Annotated in this window: 21 protein-coding genes; 10 read left to right on the top strand and 11 right to left on the bottom strand. The window is 53.5% G+C overall.

The window, feature by feature from the left end; genetic code table 11:
* The first annotated feature begins 69 nt into the window (after nucleotides 1–69).
* On the top strand, nucleotides 70–555 hold the full coding sequence (rraA, locus tag AC0XWG_RS07965) for a ribonuclease E activity regulator RraA (protein WP_014172197.1): 486 nt from the start codon (nucleotides 70–72) through the stop codon (nucleotides 553–555).
* A gap of 567 nt (nucleotides 556–1,122) precedes the next feature.
* Here the strand turns inward: rraA and zapB are convergent.
* Nucleotides 1,123–1,362 (bottom strand): septal ring assembly protein ZapB, encoded by a 240-nt coding sequence (zapB, locus tag AC0XWG_RS07960; protein ID WP_010436935.1) that lies wholly within the window; start codon nucleotides 1,360–1,362, stop codon nucleotides 1,123–1,125.
* Nucleotides 1,363–1,760: 398 nt separating this feature from the next.
* Here zapB and AC0XWG_RS07955 point away from each other — a divergent pair, with 398 nt between their 5' ends.
* From AC0XWG_RS07955 to fpr, 4 genes are all read left to right on the top strand, one after another.
* Nucleotides 1,761–2,606, top strand: coding sequence for an MIP/aquaporin family protein (locus tag AC0XWG_RS07955; protein WP_014885705.1), 846 nt, complete (start codon nucleotides 1,761–1,763; stop codon nucleotides 2,604–2,606).
* A 21-nt stretch (nucleotides 2,607–2,627) separates the two neighbouring features.
* Nucleotides 2,628–4,136 carry a glycerol kinase GlpK gene (gene glpK / locus AC0XWG_RS07950; protein WP_028018115.1) on the top strand — a complete coding sequence of 503 codons (1,509 nt, stop codon included), beginning with the start codon at nucleotides 2,628–2,630 and terminating at the stop codon, nucleotides 4,134–4,136.
* Nucleotides 4,137–4,235: 99 nt separating this feature from the next.
* On the top strand, nucleotides 4,236–5,246 hold the full coding sequence (gene glpX / locus AC0XWG_RS07945) for a class II fructose-bisphosphatase (protein ID WP_028018116.1): 1,011 nt from the start codon (nucleotides 4,236–4,238) through the stop codon (nucleotides 5,244–5,246).
* Nucleotides 5,247–5,342: 96 nt separating this feature from the next.
* Nucleotides 5,343–6,089 carry a ferredoxin--NADP(+) reductase gene (fpr, locus tag AC0XWG_RS07940; RefSeq protein WP_128348437.1) on the top strand — a complete coding sequence of 249 codons (747 nt, stop codon included), beginning with the start codon at nucleotides 5,343–5,345 and terminating at the stop codon, nucleotides 6,087–6,089.
* Here the strand turns inward: fpr and AC0XWG_RS07935 are convergent, their stop codons facing one another.
* The gene (locus tag AC0XWG_RS07935; protein WP_023309691.1) at nucleotides 6,090–6,509 is read right to left on the bottom strand and encodes a DUF805 domain-containing protein; all 420 of its coding nucleotides are present in this window, start codon (nucleotides 6,507–6,509) and stop codon (nucleotides 6,090–6,092) included.
* Nucleotides 6,510–6,621: 112 nt separating this feature from the next.
* Between AC0XWG_RS07935 and AC0XWG_RS07930 the strand changes: the two genes are divergently transcribed.
* Entirely contained in the window at nucleotides 6,622–7,218 is a 597-nt protein-coding gene (locus AC0XWG_RS07930; protein ID WP_028018118.1) for a DUF1454 family protein, read from the top strand.
* 111 nt (nucleotides 7,219–7,329) lie between these two features.
* Nucleotides 7,330–8,097 (top strand): triose-phosphate isomerase, encoded by a 768-nt coding sequence (tpiA, locus tag AC0XWG_RS07925; protein WP_014172206.1) that lies wholly within the window; start codon nucleotides 7,330–7,332, stop codon nucleotides 8,095–8,097.
* A 44-nt stretch (nucleotides 8,098–8,141) separates the two neighbouring features.
* Here the strand turns inward: tpiA and AC0XWG_RS07920 are convergent, their stop codons facing one another.
* The 9 genes from AC0XWG_RS07920 to AC0XWG_RS07880 form a co-directional block, all read right to left on the bottom strand.
* Nucleotides 8,142–9,446 (bottom strand): SLC13 family permease, encoded by a 1,305-nt coding sequence (locus AC0XWG_RS07920; RefSeq protein WP_475680517.1) that lies wholly within the window; start codon nucleotides 9,444–9,446, stop codon nucleotides 8,142–8,144.
* Nucleotides 9,447–9,519: 73 nt separating this feature from the next.
* Nucleotides 9,520–10,263, bottom strand: a complete 744-nt coding sequence (locus AC0XWG_RS07915) for a CDP-diacylglycerol diphosphatase (RefSeq protein ID WP_028018121.1) — start codon at nucleotides 10,261–10,263, stop codon at nucleotides 9,520–9,522.
* 111 nt (nucleotides 10,264–10,374) lie between these two features.
* The gene (locus AC0XWG_RS07910; protein ID WP_134708693.1) at nucleotides 10,375–11,364 is read right to left on the bottom strand and encodes a sulfate ABC transporter substrate-binding protein; all 990 of its coding nucleotides are present in this window, start codon (nucleotides 11,362–11,364) and stop codon (nucleotides 10,375–10,377) included.
* 134 nt (nucleotides 11,365–11,498) lie between these two features.
* A complete protein-coding gene (gene pfkA / locus AC0XWG_RS07905; RefSeq protein ID WP_028018123.1) occupies nucleotides 11,499–12,461 on the bottom strand; it encodes a 6-phosphofructokinase in 963 nt (320 codons plus the stop codon).
* Between the two features lie 174 nt (nucleotides 12,462–12,635).
* Complete coding sequence (fieF, locus tag AC0XWG_RS07900) at nucleotides 12,636–13,529, bottom strand: CDF family cation-efflux transporter FieF (protein WP_028018124.1); 894 nt, start codon at nucleotides 13,527–13,529, stop codon at nucleotides 12,636–12,638.
* 244 nt (nucleotides 13,530–13,773) lie between these two features.
* Nucleotides 13,774–14,406, bottom strand: coding sequence for a type VI secretion system-associated protein TagO (locus AC0XWG_RS07895; protein ID WP_000720167.1), 633 nt, complete (start codon nucleotides 14,404–14,406; stop codon nucleotides 13,774–13,776).
* Nucleotides 14,407–14,417: 11 nt separating this feature from the next.
* Nucleotides 14,418–14,750 carry a TFIIB-type zinc ribbon-containing protein gene (locus AC0XWG_RS07890; protein ID WP_001229865.1) on the bottom strand — a complete coding sequence of 111 codons (333 nt, stop codon included), beginning with the start codon at nucleotides 14,748–14,750 and terminating at the stop codon, nucleotides 14,418–14,420.
* Nucleotides 14,751–14,851: 101 nt separating this feature from the next.
* Entirely contained in the window at nucleotides 14,852–15,088 is a 237-nt protein-coding gene (locus tag AC0XWG_RS07885) for an Ogr/Delta-like zinc finger protein (protein ID WP_223814694.1), read from the bottom strand.
* 54 nt (nucleotides 15,089–15,142) lie between these two features.
* A complete protein-coding gene (locus AC0XWG_RS07880; RefSeq protein WP_475680516.1) occupies nucleotides 15,143–16,261 on the bottom strand; it encodes a phage late control D family protein in 1,119 nt (372 codons plus the stop codon).
* Nucleotides 16,262–16,418: 157 nt separating this feature from the next.
* Between AC0XWG_RS07880 and AC0XWG_RS07875 the strand changes: the two genes are divergently transcribed.
* The 3 genes from AC0XWG_RS07875 to AC0XWG_RS07865 are packed head-to-tail and all read left to right on the top strand — an operon-like array spanning nucleotide 16,419 to nucleotide 18,490.
* Nucleotides 16,419–17,612 carry a phage tail sheath subtilisin-like domain-containing protein gene (locus AC0XWG_RS07875; RefSeq protein ID WP_023063444.1) on the top strand — a complete coding sequence of 398 codons (1,194 nt, stop codon included), beginning with the start codon at nucleotides 16,419–16,421 and terminating at the stop codon, nucleotides 17,610–17,612.
* 12 nt (nucleotides 17,613–17,624) lie between these two features.
* Nucleotides 17,625–18,140, top strand: coding sequence for a phage major tail tube protein (locus tag AC0XWG_RS07870; protein ID WP_001207579.1), 516 nt, complete (start codon nucleotides 17,625–17,627; stop codon nucleotides 18,138–18,140).
* Nucleotides 18,141–18,154: 14 nt separating this feature from the next.
* On the top strand, nucleotides 18,155–18,490 hold the full coding sequence (locus AC0XWG_RS07865; RefSeq protein ID WP_000047593.1) for a hypothetical protein: 336 nt from the start codon (nucleotides 18,155–18,157) through the stop codon (nucleotides 18,488–18,490).
* The last annotated feature ends 1 nt before the right edge of the window (nucleotide 18,491 follow it).

Here is an 18,491-nt window from a genome sequence, read left to right as displayed (position 1 = left end):
GATGATTTTGCCAACAACGCATTTCGCACGATATACTGAACACATTCGCAGCAACTGAGCGTTAAACCTATGAAATACGATACCTCCGAGCTTTGTGACATCTACCAGGAAGATGTCAACGTCGTTGAACCGCTGTTCTCCAACTTTGGTGGGCGGTCGTCGTTTGGCGGACAAATCGTCACGGTGAAATGTTTCGAGGACAACGGGTTGCTGTACGATCTGCTCGAACAGAATGGCCGTGGCCGCGTTCTGTTAGTTGACGGCGGGGGTTCCGTGCGTCGCGCGCTTATTGATGCTGAGCTGGCTCGCCTTGCCGTGCAAAACGAGTGGGAAGGGATTGTGGTTTACGGTTCCGTGCGCCAGGTGGACGATCTTGAAGATCTGGATATTGGTATTCAGGCCATTGCCGCCATTCCGGTTGGTGCAGCGGGTGAAGGCATTGGTGAAAGCGATGTGCGCGTTAACTTCGGCGGCGTGACCTTCTTCTCCGGTGACCATCTGTACGCCGATAACACCGGCATAATCCTTTCCGAAGATCCGCTGGATATCGAGTAATAAAACCGTAAGCGTGGGCCATAAAAAAACCGCCAACAGCAATGTGGCGGTTTTTTTGTCCCTCGGGATTCGCGGTCCGTTGGGTTATCTTGCAACCTTTAACCAGGATTTTTATCTTACCCTGGTTCATCCCTCTGGTAACCCCCGTCGACCCTTTATAAATTCCTAATCTCCTCTGAAGGCCTTAACTACGCTGCTGCTGCTCATTATGATGCATCGTCCCTTTCCGCCATCTCGCACATGGGCATCGGTCCAGGGAAAGGTGTATTCACAACCGTAAAGCAACCTTTAACCGGGCTTGTGTCCACCGACTTCTCACCGGTGATGAACGGTGGAGCGGTTAGCTGCAGGGACCGCATAATGAAACGCTATTTATGTATCGCGTTCATTGTCGCCAGCGTACTCGTTGTAAAGAGTGATGAACCGAATGTGTTCGTTGCTTTTGCTATGACAGCGCAGGACAAGTAGCGTTAAGGCCGCCTCTGGCGGCCTTTTTTATAATTGGCATAAAAAAAGCCGGGTAGCGGCATCGCCTTACCCGGCCTGTTCAGTTCATTCCAATGGGAATCAGACTTCTTCCATTCGTCCCAGCAGCGCCTGCAGGCGATCCTGCCAACCGTTCTGCTGTTCGCGCAGTTGGTTGTTTTCGCGCTCCAGTTCTTCGCGGCCGTGCTGAGCGTTCTGAACTTCCTGCGCCAGGCTGTTGTTCTTCTCTTTCAGCTCTTCAATTTCCATCTGCAGCAGGGTGATGGTGTCAATCGCCTGCTGTACTTTCGATTCCAGTTTCTCAAACACTTCTAAAGACATGATGCTACCTCTCCTGAATTGCAAGGCGACGCTTTAACGTAAACGCGCACGACATATACCGTCGATTGTATGGAGCACGGCGCTCTGTGTCCAGCGACACACCGCGCAGATCGCGGTTTGCAACACTTTTAGGTCTGGTCCTGGTGCGTTCGCGTCATATCACCCTAAATTGTTAACTCATTCGTTAATGAAATGATTCAGCTCACATTCCGCCACTGATGCAAAAATGTGCTTTATGGCGCGAAAACGCTCATTTTATGACGAAGACCACACATTTTGATTTCGATATTTCTCGTTTTTGCTCGTTAACGATAAATTAACACTATGTCTACAGGGCATCGTGGCTGTCACGGGCGGCCATGCTAACAATAAACATCAATTTCTTCAGGATTCCGATTATGAGTCAGACATCAACCTTAAAAGGCCAGTGCATTGCCGAGTTCCTTGGTACCGGGTTGTTGATATTCTTCGGAGTGGGCTGTGTCGCTGCACTGAAAGTGGCGGGTGCCAGTTTTGGTCAGTGGGAAATCAGTATTATCTGGGGTCTGGGCGTGGCGATGGCCATCTACCTGACTGCAGGTGTTTCTGGTGCACATCTTAACCCGGCGGTGACTATCGCACTGTGGCTGTTCGCGTGCTTCGACGGACGCAAAGTTGTTCCTTTCATTCTTTCTCAGTTTGCCGGCGCGTTTTGCGCAGCGGCGTTAGTTTACGGGCTTTATTACAATCTTTTCATCGACTTCGAACAGACGCATCATATGGTGCGCGGCAGTGTCGAAAGTCTGGACCTGGCAGGCATCTTCTCAACCTACCCTAACCCGCATATCAATTTTGTGCAGGCGTTCGCAGTTGAAATGGTGATTACCGCTATCCTGATGGGCGTTATCCTGGCGCTGACTGACGACGGAAACGGCATTCCGCGCGGCCCGCTGGCACCCCTGCTGATTGGCCTGCTGATTGCGGTGATTGGCGCATCAATGGGCCCGCTGACTGGGTTTGCGATGAACCCGGCACGTGATATCGGACCAAAAGCGTTCGCCTTTATCGCAGGCTGGGGCGACGTCGCCTTCACCGGTGGCAAAGACATTCCTTACTTCCTGGTTCCGCTGTTTGCGCCGGTTGTCGGGGCTGCGCTGGGTGCATTTAGCTACCGCAAATTAATTGGTCGCCACTTACCGTGCGACACCTGTGTGGAAGAGGAGAAGGAAACGACTTCTACCGCACAACAAAAAGCTTCGCTGTAATCTGACTACGGGACACATACCATGACCGAAAAAAAATATATCGTTGCGCTCGACCAGGGCACTACCAGCTCCCGCGCTGTCGTAATGGATCATGACGCGAACATCGTCAGCGTGTCACAGCGCGAATTTGAGCAAATTTATCCTCGTCCAGGCTGGGTAGAGCACGACCCGATGGAGATCTGGGCATCACAAAGCTCCACGCTGGTCGAAGTACTGGCGAAAGCCGATATCAGTTCCGACGAGATTGCCGCGATTGGTATTACTAACCAGCGTGAAACGACGATTGTCTGGGAGCGCGAAACTGGTAAACCTATTTACAACGCCATCGTCTGGCAGTGCCGCCGCACATCAGAAATCTGCGAACAGCTGAAGCGCGATGGCATGGAAGAGTATGTGCGCAGCGCCACCGGTCTGGTTGTTGACCCGTATTTCTCCGGTACCAAGGTGAAGTGGATCCTCGACCACGTGGAAGGGTCGCGCGAGCGTGCAAAACGTGGCGAGCTGCTGTTCGGTACCGTCGATACCTGGCTTATCTGGAAGATGACCCAGGGACGTGTCCACGTCACCGACTATACCAACGCCTCACGTACCATGTTGTTCAACATCAACACCCTGGAGTGGGATGACAAGATGCTGGACGCGCTGGATATCCCACGCGCGATGCTGCCTGAAGTACGCAAGTCTTCTGAGGTATACGGCCAGACCAACATCGGCGGTAAAGGCGGTACGCGTATTCCTATCGCCGGTATCGCGGGTGACCAGCAGGCGGCGCTGTTCGGCCAGCTGTGCGTCAAGGAAGGGATGGCGAAGAACACCTATGGCACTGGCTGCTTCATGCTGATGAACACCGGCGAGAAAGCGGTGAAATCAGAAAACGGCCTGCTGACCACCATTGCCTGCGGCCCACGCGGCGAAGTGAACTACGCGCTGGAAGGTGCAGTGTTCATGGCGGGTGCGTCTATTCAGTGGCTGCGTGATGAGATGAAACTGATCAGCGATGCGTTCGACTCCGAGTACTTCGCGACCAAAGTGAAAGACACCAACGGCGTATACGTGGTGCCTGCATTCACCGGTCTGGGCGCACCGTACTGGGACCCGTATGCACGCGGCGCGATTTTCGGTCTGACGCGTGGTGTGAACTCTAACCACATTATCCGCGCCACGCTGGAATCCATCGCCTACCAGACGCGCGACGTGCTGGAAGCGATGCAGGCTGACTCCGGTATTCGTCTGCACGCCCTGCGCGTGGACGGCGGTGCAGTCGCGAACAACTTCCTGATGCAGTTCCAGTCGGACATTCTGGGTACCCGCGTTGAACGCCCTGAAGTGCGTGAAGTCACGGCGCTGGGTGCGGCGTACCTCGCCGGTCTGGCAGTAGGTTTCTGGCAGAACCTGGACGAGCTGCAGGAAAAAGCGGTGATCGAACGCGAATTCCGCCCAGGTATTGAAACCACCGAACGTAACTTCCGCTACAGCGGCTGGAAAAAAGCGGTGAAACGCGCCCTGGCATGGGAAGATCACGAAGAGTAATTCCCCTCACCCTAACCCTCTCCCCACAGGGGAGAGGGAACTCGTCTCCCCACTCTGTGATAAACTTCGTGCAATTCCTTTTGATTGCACGAGTACCTCATGAAACGTGAACTTGCTATCGAGTTTTCCCGCGTCACCGAAGCGGCCGCCCTCGCAGGCTATAAATGGCTGGGTCGTGGCGACAAAAATACCGCAGACGGTGCGGCTGTCCATGCCATGCGCATCGTCCTTAACCAGGTCAACATCGACGGCACCATCGTGATCGGCGAAGGCGAGATCGACGAAGCGCCAATGCTCTACATTGGTGAGAAAGTCGGCACCGGCAAAGGCGATGCCGTAGATATCGCCGTCGATCCGATCGAAGGCACGCGCATGACGGCAATGGGTCAGGCCAACGCCCTTGCGGTGCTGGCAGTGGGCGATAAAGGCTGCTTCCTCAACGCGCCAGATATGTACATGGAAAAACTGATTGTCGGCCCGGGTGCCAAAGGCGCAATCGACCTCAGTCTGCCGCTGGAAGAGAACCTGCATAATATCGCCAAAGCATTGGGTAAACCGCTCAGCGAGCTGACCGTCACCATTCTGGCGAAACCGCGCCACGATGCCACGATTGCGCAGATGCAAAAACTCGGTGTGCGCGTGTTTGCCATTCCGGATGGTGACGTTGCGGCCTCGATTCTGACCTGTATGCCGGACAGCGAAGTCGATGTGCTTTATGGCATCGGTGGCGCGCCGGAAGGAGTCGTATCCGCAGCAGTGATCCGCGCCCTGGACGGCGACATGCAGGCGCGCCTGCTGCCACGTCATGATGTCAAAGGCGACAGCGAAGAGAACCGTCGGATTGGCGAAGAGGAGCTGGCACGCTGCGAAGCAATGGGCATCGAAGCTCATAAAGTTCTCGCTCTGGACGAAATGGCCCGCAGCGATAATGTTATCTTCTCGGCGACCGGCATCACGAAAGGCGATCTGCTGGACGGCATTACCCGTAAGGGCAACATGGCAACCACTGAAACGCTGCTGATCCGCGGTAAATCACGCACCATTCGTCGCATTCAGTCTATCCACTATCTCGACCGTAAAGACCCGGACGTACAGACGCACATTCTGTAAAACCGTTTGATCGATAGAGCTTTCCGGCCCAAATGGGCTGGAAATCTTCACGACAAGACAGGAAGATAGACCAGAGAAACAGCACAGGAGAAGATCATGGCGGACTGGGTAACAGGTAAAGTCACAAAGATACAGTTCTGGACCGATACGCTATTTAGTCTCACCCTGCATGCTCCCGTTCACCCGTTTACGGCCGGGCAATTTGCGAAGCTGGGGCTGGATGTCGACGGTGAACGCGTACAGCGCGCTTACTCTTACGTTAACGCGCCAGATAACCCGGATCTCGAGTTCTATCTGGTCACGGTTCCGGACGGCAAACTCAGCCCGCGTCTCGCCGCTCTTAAGCCCGGTGATGATGTGCAAATTGTGAGTGACGCTGCCGGCTTCTTTGTGCTCGACGAAATTCCTGATTGTGACACGCTATGGATGCTGGCAACCGGTACGGCCATCGGTCCGTATCTCTCCATTTTGCAATATGGCAAAGACCTTGAACGCTTTAAAAACATCGTGCTGGTTCATGCCGCGCGCTACGCTGCAGACTTAAGCTATTTGCCGCAAATGCGCGATCTGGAACAGAAGTATGACGGTAAGCTCAAAATTCAAACGGTGGTCAGTCGTGAAACGGCAGAAGGTGCGCTGACGGGCCGTGTGCCGGCATTAATTGAAAGTGGAATTCTGGAAAAGGCAGTGGGTTTGCCGATGACGGCGGAAACCAGCCACGTCATGCTGTGCGGTAATCCGCAGATGGTTCGTGACACGCAACAACTTCTGAAAGATACCCGGCAGATGACGAAACATCTTCGCCGCCGGCCGGGCCATATGACCGCCGAACACTACTGGTAATCAGCGGTACTTCACCTCAAGGGTGTCTTTACCGTATTTGTTTTCGCTCTGGGTGCCAATAAACGCGCCCAGATCGACAATCATCATCACGAAGATAACTGACGGTAGCAGCCTGCCGACGACCCAGGGAAGAATGGACGGAAGCATCGCCCAGTTCCCTGCCACCAGCATCCACGCCAGAATAATCAGAAATGCCCACGCCCCGGAACGCCCGCGATCGTGCAAACGTTTTACCACCACGGCCGCTGTTGGCCATAGCAGACAGACCAGCGCAAAGGCCGCCGTTTGCGTACTCAGCCACGCGTTGTAAGCAACAAAAAACAGAAGCAGCATGGCGACAACCCACGTCACCATCCAGATCCAGAAATCACGGCGTCCAATACGCCCTTTGAATGAAAACAGCCACTGCTGTATGGTCATGTAAGGTTCCTTATTATCGTATAGCGCGCATTTTACCCTGGAGTTGTGACCTTTTGACAAGCCGACCAGATATCGTTTTAATCATGAGCACTTACGGCCAGGGGCAATGTTGATGAAAATTTCGGCGCGTTCTCTTTTCCTGTGTTTAACGCTGCTTATCGCGGGCTTTCCCCTGCATGCAGCCGAAACCACCGCCCCGACAACGGCGCCGTATCTGCTTGCGGGCTCCCCGTCTTTCGATCAGTCCATCAGCCAGTTTCGTGAAGCCTTCAATCAGGCCAACCCAACGCTGCCGCTGGATGAATTTCGCGCCATTGATGGTTCTCGCGATACCCCTACGCTGACCCGTGCGGCAAGCAAGATTAACGAGAACTTGTATGCCTCAACGGCGCTGGAACGCGGCACGCTAAAAATCAAAAGCATGCAAATCACCTGGCTGCCAATTCAGGGGCCAGAGCAGAAAGCTGCGAAGGCGAAGGCGCTGGAGTATATGAGCGCGGTGTTACAGGCCTTTACCCCGGCACTGACGAAAAAGCAAAGCCAGCAAAAGCTGCAAAAACTCCTCGCCGCCGGTAAAAACAAGCGCTACTACGCCGATACCGAAGGTGCGATTCGCTATGTTGTCGCAGACAACGGCGAAAAAGGACTGACCTTCGCAGTTGAACCGATTAAGCTGGCACTATCTGACACACTCGGAGGGGCGAATTAATGACAAAAAGCAAAGCCTTTCGAGGGAAAATCTCTATACTGATTCACAGACCATGCTGCCCGACAGGGTGGCCATATTCCTTAATTCGCTTATTTAGCGTGGAGAATTGAAATGCGACATCCTTTAGTGATGGGTAACTGGAAACTGAACGGCAGCCGCCACATGGTAAACGAACTGGTTGCGAACCTGCGTAAAGAGCTGGCTGGCGTGACGGGCTGTGCGGTTGCTATCGCTCCGCCGGATATGTACCTGGATCTGGCTAAACACGCCGCTGACGGCAGCCACATCATTCTGGGTGCACAGAACGTTGACGTTAACCTGTCTGGCGCATTCACCGGTGAAACCTCCGCTGAAATGCTGAAAGATATCGGCGCGAAATACATCATCATCGGCCACTCTGAGCGTCGTACCTATCACAAAGAATCCGACGAGTTCATCGCGAAGAAATTCGCGGTGCTGAAAGAGCAAGGTCTGATCCCAGTTCTGTGCATCGGTGAAACCGAAGCTGAAAACGAAGCAGGCAAAACGGAAGAAGTGTGTGCTCGCCAGATCGACGCAGTGCTGAAAACTCAGGGTGCAGCAGCATTCGAAGGCGCGGTCATTGCTTACGAGCCAGTCTGGGCGATCGGTACCGGCAAATCAGCAACCCCTGCGCAGGCTCAGGCAGTTCACAAGTTCATCCGCGACCACATTGCTAAAGCCGACGCGAAAGTGGCTGAACAAGTCATTATCCAGTACGGCGGTTCCGTAAACGCATCCAACGCTGCTGAGCTGTTCACCCAGCCAGACATCGATGGCGCGCTGGTTGGCGGTGCATCCCTGAAGGCTGACGCTTTCGCGGTGATCGTTAAAGCAGCAGAAGCGGCTAAACAGGCTTAATGCTGTTGTGGCGGGTAGCGCTTGCGCTTACCCGCCTTACTCCGCTACAAACGACCCAATACGCTAAACCACAAGTAATCCAGCGGCAACAGCACCAGATAGGTCGCTATCGCCAGCGCCAGACAGAGCACCATCCCCGCCTTTGCAGGCACCTTCCCGAGCCCCATCGCCACCACAATTGGCGACGCCTGATACGGCAGCAGCGGTGTGGAATAACCCAACACCTGGATCAGGATCACCGACAGCAGCGGGAAACCCGTCGCGTCGGAAAAACTCTGTGCCAGCGTGGTATACAGCGCAGGAACACCGTTGGCGGTCATAATGAAGTTGAGCGCGGTGGTAATACCGGTCAGCGCCAGGAAACTGGTGAAGGGGTTATCAGCGTCCAGCGGCATTATCCGCAGCAATGCTTCACCTACGGCTGCACCAATCCCGGTCTGCGTCACCACAATCGCCAGACCAAGAATACCCGCGACATAAATACAGGTACGCATATTCACCCCCGCAGAAAACTCTTCTCCGGTGATAAAACCGATGCGCGGTAGCATGACGATGACGGAGGCCGCAAGCCCCGTCCACGCGGGCCCCACACCGTGCCAGCTCTCCGTCACCCACATCCCCAGCACCACCGCCAGCAGCCAGGCGAGACGCTTTTCATCCCGCCCCATCGGTTCAGACGGTGCCAGATCCTTCGGTGGTTTTGGATTACCGGGAAAGAGCCAGCAGACCAGGCCAATCAGAATCAGACCTTTGAGAATGCCCAGTACGGGGGTGTGCAGCAGCAGATACGGGACGTAACTCAGGTGGATGCCGTACGAACCTTCCGCCGCACCGCTCATCACCAGGTTAGGGACGTTTGCAGGCAAAATAGTTGCCGAGAGCTGGAAAGTACCGAACCCCACAGCCAGCGCCAGGCCAAACCACGCCCGCGAACCGTCTGCGATACTCGCCCTTTTCGCCATCGCAGCAACGATAGGCATCAGTAGCGCAATACGTCCCATATTCGACGGCATCACAAACGCCAGCGCATAGCTCAGCAGCACCACGCTCGCCACCATCAACACCCAGGAGTCGGTGAGCTTTGCCGACAGCGCACGCGCAGCCCTGTCCGCCAGGCCGGTTTTACGGATCGCCACGCCGAGCACAAAACCGCTAAACACCAGCCAGAACGCCGACGAGGCAAAACCACCGAAGATCACCTCCGGCGGGGCGATTCTGGCGGTCATCGCGGCCGTGAAGAACAACAGCGCGGTGATAAATTCCGGTAATAGCGACGTCGCCCACAGCACAATGGTGACGCCAACGATCAGTGAGGGCAGCAGTAGAGGGTGAGCTAACCAGAGCGACATACCTGTCTCCCGTAGATTTTTTCAGCAAGTCTACGGTGACAGGCAGCCGGAGTAAACGCGATTTATAGTGGGGTCAATTCAGGATAGTGCATTGATGATCCTGCAGTTCCTCAGCCGATGCGCGATTAAGGGTAAGCAGGTTACGTTCCGTTGCCAGTAAAACAAAAGAGCCATCTGACTGCTGCGCCATCGCCAGCGCAAAGCGTCCCATATGGTCGCGTGCTTCCGGCAGCTCTTCCGCCAACATCATAAACGGACTGCGCTGCACCAGCTCATTCTCCGTTACCCGACGGGCAAGATACTCATGCCCTTCCAGCCCACCCGGAAGAGGCAGCCACTGGGTGCTAATTTCGCCCTGAGCCGCGTTCAGCTTCTCGCGCACATCCGGGCGCAGGCAGGAGATATGAATATGAAAATGGTTCTGCGTACGGCCTGTCGGGGAGTTAATCGTCAGTGAAATGGCGCTGTCAGGCACCTCGGTTCCCCGCTTCAGGGTCATAAAACTGCGTGACTGCCACGCCAGCCAGAAAAAATTCGGCGTATGAGGCTCGGTCAAAAGCGGACTTTCTGTGCCGTTGATACGGTAGGTTGGCATCAGCAGATACTGCAGCGGTCCATTGCGGTCTTTAAACACCACATAACCTGCATCTGTTTTCACCTGCGCACACGGCGCCGGGTTACGGTTCTGGATTTGATTCGGCACACACTGGTCGAGAACGATATGTCGCAGCGCATCCGGATTACCCGCTTTCATCCAGTACCCGCCGCCAGCGGCAAGAGCGATGACAATCAGGATCAATAAGATAATTTTTTTCACAGCGCGTTCCCTGTATCCATTTGAAGTGAAAGAGTAACGCAAAATGATGACCAAATAAAAAACCCGGTGGATTTCTCACACCGGGTCACCGTGTCGTTCTTTGCGAAATACTTAGCGTTTGCTGATCTGGTCGAAGGTACCGCCGTTAGAAAAGTGCTCTTTCTGTGCTTTGGCCCAGCCACCAAACTCGTCATCAATGGTGAAGAGCTTCAGTTTCGGGAAGACGTTTTCGTATTTCTTCGCAACCGCCGGGTCACGTGGGCGATAGAAGTTTTTCGCTGCAATTTCCTGGCCTTCTGGCGAGTAGAGATACTTCAGGTAGGCTTCCGCCACTGCTTTGGTCTCTTTCTTCTCTACCACTTTGTCGACCACAGAAACGGTTGGTTCCGCGAGGATAGATTCGCTTGGGGTCACAATCTCGAATTTGTCTTTACCCAGTTCGTTGGTGGCCAGCAGGGCTTCGTTTTCCCATGCGATCAGCACATCACCAATACCGCGCTCGACAAAAGTGTTGGTTGCGCCACGCGCGCCGGAATCCAGCACCTCAACGTTTTTATACAGCGCTTTCACAAATTCCTGAGCTTTAGCCTGGTCACCGTTGTTGTGGTGCAGCGCGTAACCCCACGCCCCCAGGTAGTTCCAGCGAGCGCCGCCGGAGCTTTTCGGGTTCGGAGTAATCACAGACACGCCCGGTTTGATCAGGTCATTCCAGTCATGAATTTGTTTTGGGTTGCCTTTACGCACCAGGAAAACAATGGTCGAGGTGTAAGGCGCGGAGTTGTCCGGCAGGCGTTTGATCCAGTTTTTATCTATACGCCCACGTTCGGCGATGGCGTCGACATCGTAAGCCAGTGCCAGAGTGACCACATCGGCTTCAATACCGTTGATCACAGACGTCGCCTGCTTGCCGGAACCGCCGTGAGACTGGCGAACCACAACGTTGTCGCCGGTTTGCTGCTTCCAGTGTGCGGCAAACGCTTTGTTGTACTGCTCGTAAAGTTCACGCGTCGGGTCGTATGACACGTTCAGTAACTGGATGTCCTTAGCCAGAACGCTGGTCGATGCCAGCAATAATGTTAAACCCACGCCCCATTTATTCATCGCCCAGCTCTCTTGTGTAGTGTTTTGATGAATGCAGCGTGCCAGAAAGCGAATCGAGGATTAAAGAATAAAAAAAGATTGGCTATAACTTAGAGGAATAAAAGCCCTCTCCGCAACGGAGAGGGCTTGAGGGATCAGTACAGTTTTTTCGCGCAGTCCAGCCAGTCACCTTTGAACGGACGTTTCATGTTTTCAATGGCGTCGATGATGTCATGGTGCACCAACTGCTCGTTCTGAATACCGACGCAGCGGCCGCCGTGACCCTGCAGCAGCAGTTCAATAGCGTATGCCCCCATACGGGACGCCAGAATACGGTCGTACGGGCCAGGGGAACCGCCACGCTGGATGTGACCCAGTACGGTCGCGCGGGTTTCGCGTTTGGTTTCGGTTTCGATGTACTTCGCCAGTTCGTCAACATCACAGATGTGCTCGGTGATGGCAACAATCGCGTGTTTTTTACCTTTCGCGATGCCCGCTTTGATTTCAGCAACCAGATCTTCACGGCTGAATTCCACTTCCGGCACAACCACGAACTCACAACCACCCGCAATCGCGGCGGCCAGAGTCAGGTCACCACAGTAACGCCCCATCACTTCAACGATAGAGATACGCTGGTGAGAAGAAGAGGTGTCACGCAGGCGGTCAATCGCTTCCACAACGGTACCCAGCGCGGTGAAGTAACCGATGGTGTAGTCAGTGCCTTTGATGTCGTTGTCGATAGTGCCTGGCAGACCGATGCACGGGAAGCCCATTTCAGTCAGACGTTTTGCACCCATGTAAGAGCCGTCACCACCGATAACCACCAGGGCGTCCAGACCACGTTTCTTCATGTTCTCGATAGCCACTTCACGAACGTGTTCATCACGGAATTCCGGGAAGCGTGCAGACCCAAGGAAGGTACCGCCACGGTTGATCATGTCAGACACGCTGTAACGGTCGAGCTGAACCATACGGTCTTCGTACAGACCCAGGTAACCATCATAGATACCAAAAACTTCCAGACCTTCCGTCAGCGCTGCACGGACAACCCCACGAATTGCCGCGTTCATGCCCGGCGCATCACCGCCGCTTGTCAACACACCGATTTTCTTAATCATGACTACCTCTGAACTTAGGAATGCAAAATTGAAATCTGTTGCCGGAAGAAACTTATCGACCAACGAATACTGCAAATAGTATATCAATCACTTCCAGCTGAATTGATTCAGGTCAGACCAAATGGCGGTAATTTATACACAAAATGCTGGCCTGGCTCACTTTTTTACAACGAATTACGAAAGCCCAACATGTCCAGGTACTACCGAGCAGGGATCCTGGTGAATGATGACGTCTGAACCAGGAAAACGCTGCAAAATCGCCTGCTCGACCTGCTCAGCAATAACGTGAGCCTGAACCAGTGGCAGGTTGTCTTCCATTTCAATGTGAATCTGAATAAAGCGGGTCGGCCCTGACTGCCGCGTTCGAAGATCGTGAGCACCGCTGACGCCAGGCCAGGAGGTCACAATAGTAAAAATTTCATTACGTTCTGAGTCCGGGAGAGCGCGATCGAGCAGCGATTGCACCGCTTCATACCCCATCCGTAAGGCACTATATAAAATATAGATACCAATCCCTAACGCGAACAACGCATCGGCCCGATGCCAGCCGTACCAGGCCAGACCGAGCGCAATAAGAATAGCCCCATTCATCATAACATCAGATTGATAATGAAGCATATCCGCCCGTACTGCCTGACTTTGCGTTTTGCGAACGACCCAGCGCTGGAACGTTACCAGAACAAGTGTGCATATAAGTGCAACGACTGTCACAACGACGCCCACGCCGGGATCGTTCATCGGGGTCGGCGAGACGAGATGCTGAATGCCGGTTAAAAACAGGAACAGTGCAGACCCGGAAATGAACATGCTTTGCGCCAGCGCGGCCAGTGACTCCGCTTTGCCGTGCCCGAACGTGTGCTCTTCATCCGCCGGTTGCAGCGAGTAACGCACCACCAGCAAGTTGGTCAGTGAGGCTGCAATGTCCATCAATGAGTCTACCAGCGCCGCCAGAATACTGACCGAGCCGGTATACCACCAGGCAAAGATTTTGATCAGTAGCAGGCTAGAGGCCATGACGGTTGCCGCAATGGCGGCCCGGCTTACCAGCCTTCCATAGGATTGATTCATAAACACTCCTGTCATGTCATGCCGCTAGTATAACGGAAGCGTGAGGAGTCAAAGGATGAATAAACGGTTAACAAATTAGAATGAAGGCAAAAAAAACCCCCACATCATGTGGGGGAAGACAGGGATGGTGAAGAAATCCGGCCAGTAACACAATGGAATAAAAGGATTTATTCTAATCTTCGTCTACATTTTGACTACACTTCGACAAAAAAAGGCCCCGTGCATTACGGGGCTGCACACCGCATTACTTCCATCCACACGCTTTTTGAAGTGGCTTCAATGCCTCTGACAGACCAGCAACATCAAATGTCGCACTCACGGGACTTTCATTGTAAGGCGTGATCTGAGTAAACATTGAGTTAGCCTGGCTCAGCGCCTTGACGAACTCGATGACATTGCCGCGATAAAATACCGATTTGGTATCGCTAGATATGTCCCATGTTTTCGTTTTTGCCTTCTGTTTATCCAAGCGAGATAACATCTGTGTTTCGTTCAACCCAAGATAGGTATCCCAATTGAGGAAAAGCTCTGTTTTTTTCTCGCGGCAAGTGATGTAAAGACTTGGTGTGATCGATTCCCCAAACTGCGACCGGAAAGAATCATTAGCAGAAAGGCTAACATAAACATTCTCTGAATCATCCACGGGTGAAGTTTTCGTGGATACCTGCCATTTTCCAACACCTACTACTGGCTTAGCCTCTTCGGCTACTTTGGGTGGAAGAACCTTATCGTAACAAGCTAAACGCGCATCACTTTTTGCCTCGGATTGGCATTTCATTAATGCGTCATTGTTAATATCGGCTTTAACTGGTTCTACCGCATACGCTGTTGATACAGCAGAAGAGCAAAGCGCCATAGCAATGATTATCTTTTTCATACCATTACCTTTCATGATTTCGGGCGAGTAAAGAAAACAAACATTCCGATAATGATATCGCCAATAACCCAGATGGTTCCCAGCATCATCATCCCCAGCCCCGTACCAATTGCGGCTCCGGCCCGTTCTGCGTCTGAGGCTGCGTTATTGATAACGTCACTACTGCCGCCAGCCCCGGCAAAAATGCAATAGATCATAAAGATGTTAAACAGGATAAATATCCACTTAACGATCTTGCCAAAAAATGAGCGCTTCGGCTTTCTGACCTGATGGCCGCAAGACGGACATTTAAACGCTGAATCACTAATTTCTTTACTGCATTCCGGGCAGTTTACTAATGCCATTTTCCTAGACTCCATAGACATGGTTACATAACCGCCATAAAGCCTATCAGTTGATTTTGTTTGAATAAATAAAAATTAACCCGCCATATAGGCGGGTTATTTTAGAGTGCCAGCGATAACTGATCTTCGCCGTGGTGACTTCGTGGAAAAGCTTCTTGTGGCACCATCGCGCCGGGCGCTGGCTGGGTCTGATTTAGTGAACCGTCTATTTCCGTCATGCTGGTGAAACAGTACCCGCACAACATATTTTGACACTGGTGATAGCTGCGCCGTACAAGCAAACTCAGCTCAACGCTGGTTCTGGTTTTTGCTATTGCACGGCAGCGAGGACAGCGCATTGCCATACGCGGGCCTCCTTTCAGGACTGGTTAATATCAACGCAAGTATAACGCTTAAGACGTTGAATCGTCACTCTCCGCTGTCCAGTCGTCGATTTTTACTTCCAATTCCAGCGACGTGGTAAACCCTCCCCCGCCAATATCGTGAACGCACCGCGTTATCGTCCAGTTCCCACTGTCGATCGTGGACTTAAAGCCGTAGACGCTGGCGGGCTGTTCCGGGTACAAATCTGCGCGGCCACGCTCCAGGGTGATGCTGAACGTAGCCGCACCGCGCTGCAACTCCCGCCATTTAGCCGCAGCGGCACGCTTCGCCGCCTTTTCTGTCTTGAAGGTTTTACGTATAACAAAAACGTTACCTTCGGCCCCAGCCAGATAATCACCCTCTTTTTTGCTGGATGCAGGCTCTTTCTTTTTGGCCTGGCTGGTTCGTCGTCTGCGGGTTGTTTTCTTCACGGTAGTGGATGGTTTCTTGCCAAAGTTGAGATCAAGCCAGTATGCCGTTACGCCCGTGTACGCGTCGCGGTCAGCTACGTTAAAGCTATGTTTATCACCGCTTGACCGGACTATCTCGATCACCGGCAGCGGCTTGCCGCTCTGCGTCACTCCCTTGCCCGGCGTGATAAACAGAAGCATACCGTTTTTAATGGTTGCCACCGCGCCCAGCATTTCGGCCATGCGCGTTAAGAAGCTGATATCTGATTCACTCGTCTGATCGGCGTGGTCTATCTCAATCTTCGCCAGTTCTTCGCTGACACCCGCACGCAGATCGTAGCGACTGGCAATGCTGGCGACCACATCCCCCACGGTAATATCGTGCCAGCTATATTCCCTTTTCACGTTGAAGGTATCGCGGAAATCTGCGCTTCTGGCACTGATCGTTAGCTGGTCAGGCGGGCCTGAATGACCTATCTCATCAACCGTATACACGCCCTTAAAAACCAATGGATCATTATCCCAGCCCAGCGCCACCGATATCTTTGCGCCGCGTGGTGGTAATGCTACCTGCCCGTCTGCATCATCCAGAGTCAGATCCAGCGTGTCCGCTTCAAATCCCCGGTTATCTGTCAGGGAAAGAGAGATCAACCGGTTATCCAGCGCCGTAAGCTGATTACCTTCAATTTCAATACTGAACGCCGGGCGCGGCGAATATCGGTTTTCTGTCGTGTCCATATCAACCCCTTCATCATGATGGGGTACATCGTCGCCACGCGCGCGCGCATGAACAACGCCCCGTCATTGTTGCAGGTTGCTGACAACCCTTATTCATCGCATCAGCCTGCCATTGCCGCAATGATATTCGCAGTCATTAAACTGGCGAGGCAAATACATGGCCACTAACTACCATCACGGTGTAACCGTCACGGAAACCACCGACCTTAGCACGATGATCACCGACATTGATTCGGCGGTGATCGGCGTTGTCTGCACCGCTGATGATGCGGACGAAACAGCGTTCCCGCTGGATACCCCTGTACTGATCACCCGCGTGGCTAACATGCTGGGCAAGGCAGGTAAAACCGGCACCCTGTTTACCACCCTGAAAGCGATTTCAGACCAGACCAGCCCGCAAACCATTGTGATCCGCGTTGCTGATGCTGCAAATATCGAACCGCCAGAAGGCGGCACCGCACAGACACAGGATCAACTGGTTATTGGCGGCACCGATGCAAACGGACGCTTTACCGGCATGTACGCGCTGCTGTCTGCCGAAATGCGCGTAGGCGTGCGCCCGCGTGTGCTGGCTGTTCCCGGTCTTGATACGGAAGCGGTGGCCGCACAACTCGGCGTCATTGCCGAAAAGCTGCGCGCGTTTGCTTACGTGGCAGCGAACGGCTGCAACAGCATCGCCGAAGTGAAGGAATACCGCGAACAGTTCTCCCAGCGTGAAATGATGGTTATCTGGCCTAATTTCATCTGCTACGACACCAACGCCGGGGCGAATGCCACCGTGCCCGTGGGTGCCCATGCGGTTGGGATGCGCGCCAAAATCGACGCAACGCAGGGCTGGCATAAAACCATTTCCAACGTGCCCGTTAATAACGTGCTGGGGATGGATCGGGATATCTATTTCACGTTGCAGGGCACCGATACCGACGCCGACGAACTTAACGCAGCAGGCGTTACCACGCTGATCAAGCAGGACGGCTACCGCATCTGGGGATCGCGTACCTGCGACGCGGAAACGTATATCTTCGAAAGCTATACCCGAACCGCGCAGATCGTTGCGGATACCGTCGCCGAAGCACATTTCGCCTATGTTGATAAACCGCTTACCCCGTCGCTGGTAAAGGACATTGTGGACGGCATCAATAAGAAGCTGACCTCATATGTGACGGCTGGCAAGCTGCTGGGCGCCCGCTGCTGGTATGACCCGGAACCGAATACCTCGGAAACCCTGCGCAATGGTCAACTGACCATTAAGTACAACTACACCCCTGTTCCACCGCTGGAAAATCTCAGCCTGGTACAGGAGTTCACCGACGAATATTTCGCTACGTTTTCCAGCGCAGTGAATAACTAACCGGGGGCGCTTATGGCACTGCCTAAGAAACTCAAATATTTCAATATGTTCTTTGACGGGGATAACTACTTCGGCATGGTGCCGGAAATCACCCCCGCCAAACTCACCAAAAAAACCGAAGACTACCAGGCGGGCGGTATGCCGGGTTCGGTTGCGGTGGATCTGGGCTTCGACGCTGGCGCCCTGGATATGGATATCACGCTGGGCGGCATGGATGCCGGGCTAATGAAAAAATGGGGCGTTACCACTGCGGACGGAATGCAGGTGCGCTTTGCTGGCTCTTACCAGGACGATGCGACCGGCGACGCCGTACCGTGCGAAATCCAGACGCGTGGCCGCTTCACTGAACTGGATCCCGGTTCGGCAAAGGTTGGGGATGATACTTCGCATAAGTACACCCTGAAAAACACCTATTACAAGCTGACCATCAATAGCGAAGAAATTATCGAAATTGATGTGCTCAACATGATCTACAAAGTTGCCGGTGTGGATGTGCTGGAAAAACACCGCGCTAACATCGGCTTATAAGGAAACCCGGCACCATGAGCAAGACCAAAGAAAACACCGTTATTCTTACCGCCCCTATTACGCGCGGTAAGACCAAAATCACCGAAGTGGCGATCACTTCCGTGCTTAAACAGGCTGGATCACTGCGCGGCTTAAAAGCCTATGACGTGCTGACGTCCAACTATGACGCGCTGGTTATTCTGCTGCCCCGCGTTACCGCTCCGGCATTAACCGCCGATGAGATTGCCCGAATGGATACCTGGGATTTTTGCCAGTTAGCCAACGCGGTGGTTGATTTTTTGCAACCCTCTTCGGATCTGACCGCGACGGATACGGGCAACGAATCATCCGATGCCCCTGCGAACGCATAGA

The sequence above is a fragment of the Enterobacter sp. DVT3837 genome (genome assembly GCF_056238685.1).
The sequence above is the reverse complement of the archived record's forward strand: the minus strand, read 5'-3'. Positions and strand labels throughout refer to the sequence as shown.